The following is a 13218-nucleotide window of genomic DNA, read 5'->3' as shown; positions in this document are numbered from 1 at the left end:
CGCGCGGCACCGGCCCGCGCCGCACGATCCAGGAGAACCCAACGTGCCGCAACGACAGCCGCAACACGCCTATCCGGCCGACGGCATCTACTTCGGGCTGATGTCGGGAACCAGCATGGACGGCGTCGACGGCGTCGCCGTGCGTTTCGAGGCCGGCAAGGCGCCGGTCGTCCTCGCGGAAGCGTTCGTCGGCTTCGCGCAATCGCTGCGCGACGCGCTGTTCGCGCTGCAGCAGCCGGGCGACAACGAAATCGACCGCGAATCGCTCGCGGCGAATGCGCTCGTCGCGCGCTATGCGGTGTGCTGCCATGAGCTGCAGCGCACGGCCGGGCTGTCGCGCGACGAGATCCGCGCGATCGGCGTGCACGGCCAGACGGTGCGCCATCGCCCCGAGCGCGGCTATACGCGGCAGCTCAACAACCCGGCGCTGCTCGCCGAGCTGGCCCAGGTCGACGTGATCGCCGATTTCCGCAGCCGCGACGTCGCCGCCGGCGGCCACGGCGCACCGCTCGCGCCGGCGTTCCATGCGACGGTGTTCGGTGCGCCCGGCGAAACTCGCGTCGTCTGCAATCTCGGCGGGATCAGCAACATCACGATCCTGCCCGGCGAAGGCGGCGACGTGCGCGGCTTCGACTGCGGCCCCGCGAATGCGCTGATCGACGAATGGGCGACCCGCCATCTGGGCAAGCCGTACGACGACGGCGGCAAGTTCGCCGCGCGCGGCACCGTGCATGCGCCGCTGCTCGACGCGCTGCTCGACGAACCGTATTTCGCCGCGCCGCCGCCGAAAAGCACCGGACGCGACCTGTTCAACCCTGCGTGGCTCGACGCAAAGCTCGCCGCGTTCGCGCAGATCGCGCCGGAGGACGTGCAGGCGACGCTCACGGCGCTCACCGCCGTGTCGGTTGCGCGCGAGATCGCCACGCATGCTCCGGGCTGCAAGGCCGTCTTCGTCTGCGGCGGCGGTGCACGCAATCCGGTGCTGCTCGACGCGATCAGGCACGCGCTGCGCGAGGCAGGCGTACCGGCCACCGTCGATACGACGGCCGCGCTCGGCGTGCCGCCGCAGCAGGTCGAGGCACTCGCGTTCGCGTGGCTCGCCTACCGCTTCACCGCGCGCCAGCCCGGCAATCTCGCGACGGTCACCGGCGCGGACGGCAACCGCGTGCTCGGCGCACTCTATCCGCGCTGATGCGACGCCCGCCGCATGGCGGGTGCCGCATGGCAGACGGACGTAAAAAAACGGGGCATGAAGCCCCGTTTTTCATTCCGGCGAACCGGCGCGAAACTGTCGTGCGCTCAGACCGAGAACGACGAACCGCACCCGCAGGTGGTGGTCGCGTTCGGGTTCTTGATCACGAACTGGGCGCCGTTGAGGTCGTCCTTGTAGTCGATCTCGGCGCCGACCAGGTACTGGTAGCTCATCGAGTCGATCAGGAGCTGGACGCCGTTCTTGTTCATCACGGTGTCGTCCTCGTTGACTTCCTCGTCGAACGTGAAGCCATACTGGAAGCCCGAGCAGCCGCCACCCTGCACGAACACGCGCAGCTTCAGGTCGGGGTTGCCCTCTTCGTCGATCAGTTGCTTGACCTTGTCGGCCGCGGCGTCGGTGAAGACGAACGGCAGCGGCATATCGGTCGTCGTTGCTGCGGATTCGGTAACAGCGTTCATTCGAACTCTCCAAGAAGCTTTAGCCGCTATTGTAGGGCCGATCAGAAGATCGTGCTGAAGTCCATGAAATCAATAGGTTCTTGTCGATTTCATCAAACGTGCCCGCGCGGGCTGCCGCAGCGGCGGCCTGGGCGCGGGCAAACAAGCGGCCATAAAAAAACCGCCAGCATGAAAGCTGGCGGTTTTTCCGGCGGACGCCACCCGAAGGCGGCGAGGCCATGAAGCGGAATTAACGCTTCGAGAACTGCTTTGCGCGGCGTGCCTTGCGCAGACCGACCTTCTTACGCTCGACTTCACGCGCATCGCGCGTGACGAAGCCTGCGCTCGACAGCGACGGCTTCAGCGTCGCGTCGTAGTCGATCAGTGCACGGGTGATGCCGTGGCGAACTGCGCCTGCCTGACCCGTTTCGCCGCCGCCGTTGACGTTGACCTTGATGTCGAACGTCTGGCCGTGGTTCGTGAGTTCCAGCGGTTGACGCACGATCATCAGCGACGTTTCGCGCGAGAAGTAGTCAGCGATGGGCTTGCCGTTGACGATGATGTCGCCCTTGCCAGCCTTGATGAAGACACGTGCGACTGCGCTTTTGCGGCGGCCCGTACCGTAGTTCCAGTTACCGATCATGTGGGCTCCCCTTAGATCTCGAGCGCCTTCGGCTGTTGAGCCGAATGCGGATGCGTAGCTTCAGCGTAGACCTTCAGCTTCTTGATCATCGCGTAGCCGAGCGGGCCCTTCGGCAGCATGCCCTTGACCGCCTTCTCGAGCGCACGGCCCGGGAAGCGTTCTTGCATCTTGCCGAACGTCGTTTCATAGATACCGCCCGGGTAGCCCGAGTGACGGTAGTACTTCTTGTCCAGAGTCTTGTTGCCCGTGACCTTCAACTTGCTCGCGTTGATGATGATGATGAAATCACCAGTGTCGACGTGCGGGGTGAACTCAGGCTTGTGCTTGCCGCGCAGACGGCGTGCCACTTCGCTGGCAACACGGCCGAGAACCTTATCCGTCGCGTCAATCACGTACCATTCGCGCGTCACCTCATGGGCTTTTGCGGAAAACGTCTTCATGATCGATCCAAAAAAAATGCTTTGCCCGATGTGTTCTTCCTGCTTGTCTATGTGCGCTTCAAGGCGCGGTGCAGGCTCTCCCTGTTCTTTTTCCGTGGGCATGAATGCGGAAAAGCCCTGAATTATAAAGGAAATACGGCAACGCGGTCAAAGGGAATCCACGTCCCGTGCCCGTGGCGGCCGAAATGGGCCAAAATCCGGTCGTGCCCCAACTGACCAGGCGATCCGAGCGCCCGGGGAGGCACCCATCGACACGCGGCACCTGACCTTGCCGCGCCCGACCGGCCGAACACGGAAAACAACAAACCAGCATGAAGAAACAACGACTTACGCCCTTCCTCGCGGCCGCGCTGCTGGCCGCCGCGGCGCCCGCCGTCGCCGCCCACGCCGGCTGCGAAGCCAAGCTCGACGCGCTCGATGCGCGCATCGCCGAAGCCCGGAACGCCCATGCGGAGGATCGCGTCGCCCGCCTGCGCGCGGTGCGCGAACGCGTCCGCCATTTCTGCGCTCGCGGCCACGGCCATGCGTCGGCCGCCCACGCACCGGCGCCTGACGCACGCTCGCGCGCCACGGCGCCCGATGCGACATCGCAACCGGCCGCACGGCAGCCCGCGTGACGCTGCCAGCGTGCGCAAACCGCGCGCCGATGTTTGCATGGGACGAAAAAAAGCCCGAACGGCTGGTTCGGGCTTAATCCACCTTAGGAGGAGGGTGGAGGAGACATTCGGAGGTTGCCGCAGCGCGACAACCAATGAGGCTCATTATACGAATGCACTGCCGACTTCACAAGAAAATTTGCATTACGAAATCAAAAACCATAATGCGAAATTTCGAGCGGAGCACGCTAGAAACCATCTTCTTCTTTAAAATCAATTACATGCCACTGCAAGGCATGAGCGGAAATCGTCCTCGTCTAGAGCAAAACCCCTAAAAGACGCGAGGAAATTGCCGTCCGGCGCCCTGCCCGAGCGGCGCCGGCATTGCACGTCGTGCAGCGCATCAGCCGGCCGTTGCGCAGCGAGCTACAATGCCGGATCGAATCCGAATCAGGCAACGCTGGAGTGCAAGCATGGAATGCAAAGTAAGCTGGATGGGCCAGGACGGCATGGCGTTTTCCGCCGAGACCGGCAGCGGGCATCTCGTCACGATGGATGGCGCCCCCGAAGGCGGCGGCCACAACCTCGCGCCGCGCCCGATGGAAATGGTGCTGCTCGGCACCGGTGGCTGCACGGCCTATGACGTCGTGCTGATCCTGAAGAAGAGCCGCCAGGAAGTGACCGGCTGCTCGGTCACGCTGAAGGCCGAGCGCGCCAGCGAAGATCCGAAGGTGTTCACGAAGGTGCACTTCCACTTCACCGTCACCGGCCGCAACCTGAACCCGGCCACGGTCGAGCGCGCGATCAACCTGTCGCACGACAAGTACTGCTCCGCGTCGATCATGATCGCGAAAACGGCCGAACTCACGCATTCGTTCGACATCGTCGCCGTCTGATCGCGCGGCGCGCGCATGAAAAAAGGGCCGGCGCTCCGCAAGGAGACGCCGGCCCTTTCGCATTCGAACGGCAAAGCAGGCCGATAAGCCGGATTCTGTGCACACTGCGCGCCGAAGCGCACAGCGCGTGGCAGCCATTCCTCTAGGCGCGCCATTGCTGACGCGCTCAAGCTTCCTACCCGCAGACGAGACGGGGGCCCCGTCCTGCATCCGAAAATGCGCGCCTGCCTACTTGGAATTGCTCCGGGTGGAGGTTACCGTGCCGGCGAACGTCGCCGTCGCCGCGGTGCGCTCTTACCGCACCGTTTCACCCTTACCTGATCCCGGCTTGCGCCGGGCCATCGGCGGTTTGCTTTCTGTTGCCCTGTTCCGCGTGTCGCCACGGATGGCCGTTAGCCATCACCCTGCCCTGTGGAGTCCGGACTTTCCTCGCCCCCGCGCGCCCGAAGGCGGCGAGGCCGCGACTGCCTAGCCTGCTTTGCGACGCGCATTCTAGCACTGCGCGCCGCCGCCGGCAGCGCGCGTGGGGCGGCCGCCGCGAAATTCGGCCGGACCGTCGTAGAACGCGGCATCGGCATCCGAGGCGCACCCGCCCGGTACCCCAAGCGCCGGGAGCGGCGCGAAATCGCGGCTCGTCAGTGCGCGTCGCGCGTTCGGCCGCGACCGCTGACACGCGCACCGTCGCGCAACGCGCCGTTCAGCGCATCGCACCGGGCGTCACCCGCCAATGCGGCCGCCTGGCCGGTCCGGCACCGCATAGGGCGCGAACCACGGCGCGGCCCCGTCGATCCGCGCGAAATCCGCCGCCGCGCGGCCGGCCGCATGGCCGGGCTCGCGCGGCGGCGCATCGATCACGCCAGTTTCCAGCCGATCGTCTCGCCGCCGCGCAGCGGCACGACCGGCGTGTCGCCCGCGAAGATCTCGCGCGGCAGTTCCCACGCCTCGCGGCGCAGCGTGACTGTCTCGGCGCTGCGCGGCAGCCCGTAGAAATCGGCGCCGAAGAAGCTCGCGAACCCTTCCAGCCTGTCGAGCGCGCCGGCCGTGTCGAACGCTTCCGCGTACAGCTCCAGCGCGTGCAGCGCCGTGTAGCAGCCCGCGCAGCCGCATGCGGTTTCCTTCGCGTCGCGCGCATGCGGCGCGCTGTCGGTGCCGAGGAAGAAGCGCGGGTTGCCCGACGTCGCGGCCTCGACCAGCGCCACGCGATGCGTCTCGCGCTTCAGCACCGGCAGGCAGTAGTAATGCGGGCGAATCCCGCCGACGAACAGCGCGTTGCGGTTGTACAGCAGGTGATGCGCGGTGATCGTCGCGCCGAGCAGGCCGGGCGCCGCATCGGCGTCGCGCACGTAGTCGGCCGCGTCCTTCGTCGTGATGTGCTCGAACACGACCTTCAGGCCCGGGAAATCGCGGCGCAGCGGCGTCATCACGCGGTCGATGAACACTTTCTCGCGGTCGAACAGGTCGATCGACGCATCGGTCACCTCGCCGTGCACGAGCAGCGGCATGCCGGTTTCCTGCATCGCCTCGAGCGTCTTCGCGCATTTCGCGAGATCGGTGACGCCGTGGTCGGAGTTCGTCGTCGCGCCGGCCGGATACAGCTTCACGCCGTGCACGAAGCCGCTTTCGCGCGCGCGGCGGATCTCGTCGGGCGGCGTGTTGTCGGTCAGATACAGCGTCATCAGCGGTTCGAACGTCATCCCGGCCGGCAGCGCGGCAAGGATGCGCTCGCGGTAGGCCTGCGCCTGCGCGGTGGTCGTGACCGGCGGCTTCAGGTTCGGCATGACAATTGCGCGGCCGAACTGGCGGGCGGTGTGCGGCAGCACGGCGGCCAGCATGTCGCCGTCTCGCAGGTGCAGGTGCCAGTCGTCGGGACGGGCGAGCGAGAGCGTCGCCGGGGAAGAAGCGTTCGAGGCAGTCATAGGAGGCGTCGTGAGGAACAGGCTTGCCATCGGCGGGGCCGGAACGCGCGTGCGCGGGCCGACTGACGGCAAACCGCAACACGGGACCTTTGGCCAGCGGAATCCGCTTTTTACCGCTCAGGGCTCGGTGATATGCTAGAAGCCGCATTGTACCGGGGTTCGCCCGGTTCGTTACCCCCCCGCTTCAGCCTGCCGCCCCAAGTAAAATGTGCCAACTCCTAGGAATGAACTGCGCCGCACCGACGGACGTCACATTCTCCTTCACAGGTTTCGCGGCCCGGGGCGGGCTCACCGATCACCATGCCGACGGCTGGGGCATCGCATTCTTCGAGGACAAGGCCTGCCGCCTGTTCATCGATCACCAGGCATCGGCTACGTCGCCGATCGCCGAAATGGTGAAGCGTTACCCGATCAAGTCCAAGAACACGATCGCGCACATCCGCAAGGCGACGCAAGGGCACATCCTGCTCGAGAACAGCCATCCGTTCATGCGCGAGCTGTGGGGCCGGCACTGGATCTTCGCGCATAACGGCGACCTGCAGGACTACGCGCCGAACATGGACGGCAGCGTCTACCACCCGGTCGGCACGACCGACAGCGAACAGGCGTTCTGCGTGCTGATGCAGGGGTTGCGCGAGGCCTTTCCCGGCGCGCAGCCGCCGCTGCCCGAGCTGTTCGAGCGCGTCGGCGAGCTCACGCGCGGGATCACCGATCACGGGGTGTTCAATTTCCTGATGTCGAACGGCCAGGCGCTGTTCGCGCATTGCTCGACGCGGCTGCACTATCTCGTGCGCCGCTGGCCGTTTTCGACCGCGCATCTGGTCGACGAAGACCTGTCGATCGATTTCGCGAAATACACGACGCCCGAGGATCGCGTCGCGGTGATCGCGACGCAGCCGCTCACCGACGACGAAGTCTGGACCGCGTTCGAGCCGGGCGAGCTGATCATGTTCCAGTGCGGCGACGTCGCCGCGCGGATGCAGATCCCGGTGCCCGAGCGCGTGCTCGAGAAGCTGCGCAATCCGGCGCTCGACGCGTCGGCGTCCGCGCCGCGCACGGCCCGCGAAGCGCTCGCCACGGCGGCCGACGGCGATTCCGACGACGCAATCGACTTCTGAGCCCGGCGCGGCACCGGCCGCGGCCGCTTCCTGCCCGCTTCCTGCCCGCTTGCGCGAACCTCGCGCGAGACGCACGACGATGCCCGTCACCGGCGGAAATCGCCCCGCTCCGGCCGATACGGATTCATGTTGGCCCCGCCATCGGCGCAACGCTTCGATGCCACCCAACATTCGCTTGATTTTATTCATTCACAAGCGAAAATAAATCGCAGGCGAAACAAAAAATACCATCCGCCTAAATCAAAAAATCCCGGATTCTTATTTTAGCGCGCCGCCTTCACCCGAACCGTGCGCTATCCCACCTACCCCGACAGCCATTCAAGATCTTTCACAAAACCCGTCAAACCCTTCTCCAGCATAGCTTTCGGTTCGATTAGCCACACAAATCAAAAATACCGGCCGTTACGGTTCGCATCATTACAGTTTCCATTTTCTTGATAATCGGCAGCCACCCGAGTCAGTAGACTCCGCCCATCCTCGGTGTAACGAAACACGATTGGCGCGCTACGCAGCCATAGCCGCCGCACGCCCTTTCGATCGATTGCAGCACCGCGGAATGCGAATTCGCCGAATGGCGGCGAATGCCACTTCAAAAAGAAGAAAGAGGGGTATGTCGTGAATCACTCATTTCGATCGATATGGAGCGAAACCGCCGGCTGCTGGGTCGCGGTTGCGGAAACGGCACGGGCGCGCGGCAAACGCTCGCGCGGCGAATCGGGCACCGGCCACCGTGCGGCACGCGCGACCGCGCGCCGGTCGCCACTTCGCGTCGCGGCGCTCGGTGCCGCACTGGCCGTGCTGTCGACCGGCGCCGCGCATGCTTCGACGTGCGGCAGCGGCGCGGCAGTCGCGAACGGCGGCGCCTGCGCACTCGACAGTTTCAGCCCGACCGTCAACGACAACCTGGCCGGCGCCACGACCGTGTCGGGCGGCGACCGGGTCGGACTGACGGGCGCATGGACCGGCGCGACCGGCGATATGGGCTACACGCTGACGCCGCTCGGCAGCACGTCCGTCGTGTCGGGCAACCCCGACCAGCCGCTGCTGTCGATCGGCGGCAAGACCCAAAGCGTCAGCACGCCCGACTCGATCACCGGCAGCCACAGCTCGGTCGCGACCTACGATTCGGCCGCGTTCGCCGCCTCGAATGCGGGCTCGACCAGCGTGCCCGTCTATCACGACGTGAACGGCAACCAGTACGTGAACACGCGGATCGGCACCGTCGAGCGCTCCGGCGGCACGCTCGACGTGTCGATCGGCAGTCCGGCAGGGTCGCCCGCGGCGGCCGGCAACGCGATCACGATGGCGCCGAAGCAGACCGACCTGTTCGTCGCGGACGGCACGGGCACGGCGCAAAGCGTCGTCAACTGGAACTCGCGCAACCAGGTGTGGCTCGGCACCGGCGACTATCTGGCGAGCGGCGGCCCCGTCAGCCATGTGCTGCTCGACGTGCCGGCGTATGCGGGCACCTTCACCGCCTTCGACGGTAGCGCGTGGACGGTCACCGACGCCGCGTCGCTCGCCGCGTACAACACCTTTCTCGTGCGCTCGGTCCAGAGCGGCGCGCTCGGCTCGCAGGCCGCGTACGACCACGCTTTCAGCCAGGCCGTCACGTTCTCCACGCAATCGTTCGAGTATGCGAACAACGTGTCGCCGGGCGACAAGAACACGCTGCAGATGGACTACCTGACGGTCATGCACGGCACCGGCGCCAACGCGACGCTGCACATCGGCAAGGACGGCCAGATCGACTTCCGCGGCACCAATACGATCGACTCGAGCTCGGCCGTCCTCGCGGAGAACGGCGCGCACTTCGTCAACGACGGGCGCCTGTCGGGCGACTTCACGCTCGTGCGCCTGCTGACCGGCGCGAGCGGCGTGAACAACGGCGTGATCTCGTCCGGCTACGCGGCCGGCGACAACTTCGACACGGGCGGCACCGCGCTGCCCTACAACTTCAGCCTCAACGCGTACACCGAGGGCAGCGGCATCTACGCGAACGGCGCCGGCACGCGCTTCGTCAACAACGGCGTGATGAACGTCGGCGCATGGACCTTCAACAACAGCACGCGCCCCGACCTGCAGAACTACGCGGTGGCCGCGACGGACGGCGCGTACGCCTCGAACGCCGGCACGATCAACGTCGGCGTCAATGCGACGACGCTCGACAGCCAGGTGATCGGCGGCCTCGTCGCCGGCGGCAGCTTCACGAACGAAGCCGGCGGCACGATCTATCTCGGGCGCGCGGCCCAGTACGACGCCGCGTCGCCCGAAGCCGCGAACGACGTTGCGCTGTCCGCGCATGCGTACGGCATCCTGCTCGGCGCGTCGGGCACCGCAAGCAACCTCGGCACGATCGTGATCGGCTCGCAGACGCAGAACGGCGCCGCACTGGCGAGCATCGGCTCGACCTCCGGCTCGCTGACCAATGCGGGCTCGATCGTCGTCAACGGCGCGGCGACCGGCACGCCACTCGCCAACGTCGGCATGCTCGCGGCCGATACCGCCGCGACCGTGACCAACACCGGCACCATCACGCTGAACGGTGTCAACGGCATCGGCATCATGGTCGTCGGGACCGGCACGCACGCGACGGCCGCGACGTCGACCGGCACGATCAACGTGGCCGGCGGCCTCGATCCCGCCTCGGGCACGCGCAACTACGGCGTCTGGGCCGAGGGGCCGCTCGCGAAAGCCACGCTCGACGGCGCGCTCAACCTGACGGGCACCGGCGCAATCGGCGTGCACGCACGCGCGGGCGCGACGATCGACGTCGGCGCCAACGCGGTGCCGGCCTTCATGTCCGGCACGAACCAGATCGGCTTCTACGCGTACGGCGCGGGCTCGAAAATCAACGTCGCCGCGCAGCACCTCAGCGTCGACACCGACGATTCGACGCTGTTCCGCGTCGCAGGCGGCGCGGCCTATACGGGCACGTCGACGGCCGGCACGCTGACAACCGACGTCAACGGCCAGCGTGCGCGCGGCGTGCTCGCGACCGACGCCGGCACCACGCTGTCGACCGGCAACGCGATCTACAACGTCAACGGCGCGAACGGCATCGCGATCGCGGTAGAAGGCGGCGCGACAGGCACGATCGACGCGGGTGCGACGATCAACCTGAACGCGGCCGGCGCGACCGCGGGCATCGTCGACGGCCAGGCGCACGACCTCGCCGGTGCAAATGCGGGTGCGCCGGTCGCGACGACGCTGACCAACCACGCCGCCGTCACGTCGTCGACCGCCGGCGTGACGGGCTTCGTCGCGCAAAACCTCGGCACGCTCGACAACCGCAGCACGGTGCTGCTGACCGGCGCCGGCTCGACGGGCGTCGTCGTCGGCACGCAAGGCACGGTGAACAACGCGTCGACGATCCGCGTGTCCAACGGTACGGGGGCACTCGTGCAGGGTGCGGCGGCAACGCTCGCCAATGCGGGCTCGATCGAAGCCGACGACGGCGTCGCGGGCGTGCGCCTCACGGGCGCCGGTGCATCGGTCGCGCTGTCGGGCGCCGGCACCGTGATCGCGAACGGCAGCGCCGACGGCGTGCTGATCGATTCGACCGTCACGGGCGGCGGCATCGCGGCCGGCGCGACGTCGATCGCGGTCGGCGGATCGGGCAGCGGGATCCGCAACCTCGGGGCGAACGCCACGATCGCGCTGGCCGGCACGCAGATCGCCACGACGGGCAGCGGCGCCGACGGCCTCGCGTCGACCGGTGCGGGCGCGCGCATCGCGGCCGATGCGGCAGCGCTCGTGCGCACCGCCGGCGCCAACGCGCGCGGCCTGTTCGTATCGGGCGCGGATTCGACACTCTCGGCCAGCGGCACGACCGTCGCGACGACGGGCGCCGGCGCGCATGCGGTCTTCATGGACGGCGGGGCGACGGCCATGCTGTCGGGCGCGAAAGTCACCGCATCGGGTGCCGCAGCCGATGGCGTCGTCGCGCAGAACGGCGGCCGCATCGCCGATGCGGGTTCGTCGATCGCCAGCGCGGCCGGCAACGGCGCGACCGCGAACAGCGGCGGCGTGCTTGCGTTGACCGGCACGACGCTCGCGGGCGCGACGGCCGGCGTGCTGACGTCGGACACGCTCGCGAACGGCACGACGAGTTCGGTGCTCGTCGACGGCGGCAGCGTGGCCTCCACCGCCGGGCCGGCCTTCGCCGCGCGCGGCGGCACCGCCGACATCGCCGTGCGCAACGGCACGGTCGTCACGGCCGGCAACGGCACGCTGCTGAACCTCGCGAACGGCAGCAACGTGACGTTCAATGCATCGGCGGTCAACCTCGCGGGCGACATCGTCTCCGACGCATCGAGCACCGGCACCGTGCTCCTCGCGAACGGCACGACGCTGACCGGCAGGATCGATCCGGTCGCGCTGACCATCGACGGCACGAGCACGTGGCGCATGACGGGCAACTCGGCCCTGAGCAGCCTGAACAACGCGGGCCTCGTCGCCTTCACCGCGCCGGCCGGCTCGCCGACGCTCACCGGCAGCTACAAGACGTTGACGATGGGCAGCTACGTCGGCAACGGCGGCACGATCGCGCTGAACACGTACCTCGGCGCCGATGCGTCGCCGACCGACCGGCTGATCGTGAACGGCGGCACCGCGAGCGGCACGACCGGCCTGAAGATCGCCAACACGGCCGGCACCGGCGCGCAGACGACCGGCGACGGGATTCCCGTGGTCGTCACGGCCAACGGCGGCACGACCGCCCCATCGGCATTCCATCTCGCGGGCCCGGTACAGGCCGGCGCGTACGAATACCGGCTCTATCGCGGCGGCCAAGGCGACGCGAACGGCTGGTACCTGCGTTCGCAGCTCGACCAGTCCGACCCCGGCGATCCGATCCACCCGTCCGGCGGCGGTGACGGCGGCGGGAACGGGAACGGCGGCACGCTCGCGTATCGCCCGGGCGTCGCCGGCTACGCGCTGACGCCGCTGCTGAACGCCGACTACGGCTTCTCGACACTCGGCAAGCTGCACGAGCGCGTCGGCGACTTCTACAACCTCGAGAAGCAGCAGCCCGGCAACCGCGACGGCGTGTGGGGGCGCATCGGCGGCCAGAGCCTCGACGCAAACGCGGGCCGCTTCTCGGCCGACGAACGCACGTTCTTCGCACAGTTCGGCAAGGACTGGACGCTCGAGCAGGCGCCGAACGGCGCCGGCAGCACGCATGCGGGCGTGACGGCGAGCATCGGCGTGTCGAATGCGAGCTTCAGCGACATGGCGCGCGCCGGCACGCCGGGCCTGTCGACGTCGACGGGCTCGGTCGAGATGCACGCGCAGAGCGTCGGCGGCTACTGGACCCGCTACCTGTCCGACGGCACCTACTTCGACAGCGTCGGGCAGGTCACGCACTACGGCAACCGCTATCGCGACAGCTACGGCAACGAGGCGTCGCAGAACGGCTTCGGCGTCGCGCTGTCGCAGGAAGTCGGCAAGCCGTTCGCGATCGGCAGCCTGCCCGTCGCGGTCGAGCCCCAGGCACAGCTGATGTATCAGTACCTGAAGCTCAACGGGTTCAACGACAACGTATCGGCCGTCTCGGGCACGGCGACGAACGCGCTGCGCGGCCGCGTCGGCGTGCGCATCTTCCGGCCGAACCTCCAGTCGGACGCAGGCGGCGGCGCCGCGACGCCGTACTTCACGGCCGACGTGCTGCACGACTTCCTGTCGCCGGGCCAGACCGTCGTCGGCGGCACGCCGTTCGCGACGCATCTCGGCCGCACCTGGTACGAGCTCGGCGTCGGCGTGACCGCGGGCTTCGGCAAGTCGGGCGAGCTGTACGCGAACGCGAAGATCGCGCGCAACATCGGCGGCGACTACCGGCGCGGGATCGTCGGGCAGGTCGGCTACCGGTACAGCTGGTAACGCGCCGGTAACGCCGTCGCACGCGGACGAAAAAAAACCGCCCGGCGGTCAGCCGGGCGGTTTTCGCATGGGCGCGCGT

The 13218-nt window shown here is 67.6% G+C and carries 10 protein-coding genes, 1 other RNA gene and 1 pseudogene; 5 read left to right on the top strand and 7 right to left on the bottom strand.

The window, feature by feature from the left end; all coding sequences use genetic code 11:
• Positions 1 to 43: 43 nt before the first annotated feature.
• Positions 44 to 1192 (top strand): anhydro-N-acetylmuramic acid kinase, encoded by a 1149-nt coding sequence (locus tag OHZ10_RS03240; RefSeq protein ID WP_342703600.1) that lies wholly within the window; start codon positions 44 to 46, stop codon positions 1190 to 1192.
• Positions 1193 to 1299: 107 nt separating this feature from the next.
• On the opposite strand, the gene erpA is transcribed toward OHZ10_RS03240, so the two are convergent.
• From erpA to rplM, 3 genes are all read right to left on the bottom strand, one after another.
• Positions 1300 to 1671 carry an iron-sulfur cluster insertion protein ErpA gene (erpA, locus tag OHZ10_RS03235; RefSeq protein ID WP_006759918.1) on the bottom strand — a complete coding sequence of 124 codons (372 nt, stop codon included), beginning with the start codon at positions 1669 to 1671 and terminating at the stop codon, positions 1300 to 1302.
• Between the two features lie 229 nt (positions 1672 to 1900).
• On the bottom strand, positions 1901 to 2293 hold the full coding sequence (rpsI, locus tag OHZ10_RS03230; protein ID WP_006476904.1) for a 30S ribosomal protein S9: 393 nt from the start codon (positions 2291 to 2293) through the stop codon (positions 1901 to 1903).
• A gap of 11 nt (positions 2294 to 2304) precedes the next feature.
• Positions 2305 to 2733: a 50S ribosomal protein L13 gene (rplM, locus tag OHZ10_RS03225; RefSeq protein ID WP_009687896.1), complete on the bottom strand. Its 429-nt coding sequence runs from the start codon at positions 2731 to 2733 to the stop codon at positions 2305 to 2307.
• A gap of 311 nt (positions 2734 to 3044) precedes the next feature.
• Here rplM and OHZ10_RS03220 point away from each other — a divergent pair, with 311 nt between their 5' ends.
• Complete coding sequence (locus OHZ10_RS03220) at positions 3045 to 3350, top strand: DUF1090 family protein (protein WP_256085561.1); 306 nt, start codon at positions 3045 to 3047, stop codon at positions 3348 to 3350.
• A 410-nt stretch (positions 3351 to 3760) separates the two neighbouring features.
• A complete protein-coding gene (locus OHZ10_RS03215) occupies positions 3761 to 4225 on the top strand; it encodes an OsmC family protein (RefSeq protein ID WP_081051880.1) in 465 nt (154 codons plus the stop codon).
• A 68-nt stretch (positions 4226 to 4293) separates the two neighbouring features.
• Here OHZ10_RS03215 and rnpB read toward each other — a convergent pair.
• The 4 genes and pseudogenes from rnpB to pyrC form a co-directional block, all read right to left on the bottom strand.
• Positions 4294 to 4705: RNase P RNA component class A (gene rnpB / locus OHZ10_RS03210), an RNA gene on the bottom strand.
• 12 nt (positions 4706 to 4717) lie between these two features.
• Positions 4718 to 4876 (bottom strand): annotated as a pseudogene (locus tag OHZ10_RS03205) (DUF3025 domain-containing protein); the annotation flags it as partial.
• 66 nt (positions 4877 to 4942) lie between these two features.
• A complete protein-coding gene (locus OHZ10_RS03200) occupies positions 4943 to 5080 on the bottom strand; it encodes a hypothetical protein (protein WP_174993266.1) in 138 nt (45 codons plus the stop codon).
• Positions 5077 to 6141, bottom strand: coding sequence for a dihydroorotase (pyrC, locus tag OHZ10_RS03195; RefSeq protein ID WP_059236125.1), 1065 nt, complete (start codon positions 6139 to 6141; stop codon positions 5077 to 5079). The genes OHZ10_RS03200 and pyrC overlap by 4 nt, the downstream gene beginning before the upstream one ends.
• A gap of 206 nt (positions 6142 to 6347) precedes the next feature.
• Here pyrC and OHZ10_RS03190 point away from each other — a divergent pair, with 206 nt between their 5' ends.
• On the top strand, positions 6348 to 7259 hold the full coding sequence (locus OHZ10_RS03190) for a class II glutamine amidotransferase (RefSeq protein WP_059236127.1): 912 nt from the start codon (positions 6348 to 6350) through the stop codon (positions 7257 to 7259).
• A 615-nt stretch (positions 7260 to 7874) separates the two neighbouring features.
• On the top strand, positions 7875 to 13139 hold the full coding sequence (locus tag OHZ10_RS03185; protein WP_342703595.1) for an autotransporter outer membrane beta-barrel domain-containing protein: 5265 nt from the start codon (positions 7875 to 7877) through the stop codon (positions 13137 to 13139).
• Positions 13140 to 13218: the final 79 nt, after the last annotated feature.

The sequence above is a fragment of the Burkholderia arboris genome, from assembly GCF_038723655.1.
In the GTDB taxonomy this organism is placed as follows: Bacteria; Pseudomonadota; Gammaproteobacteria; order Burkholderiales; family Burkholderiaceae; genus Burkholderia; species Burkholderia arboris.
This window is presented reverse-complemented; position numbering and strand designations above follow the sequence as displayed.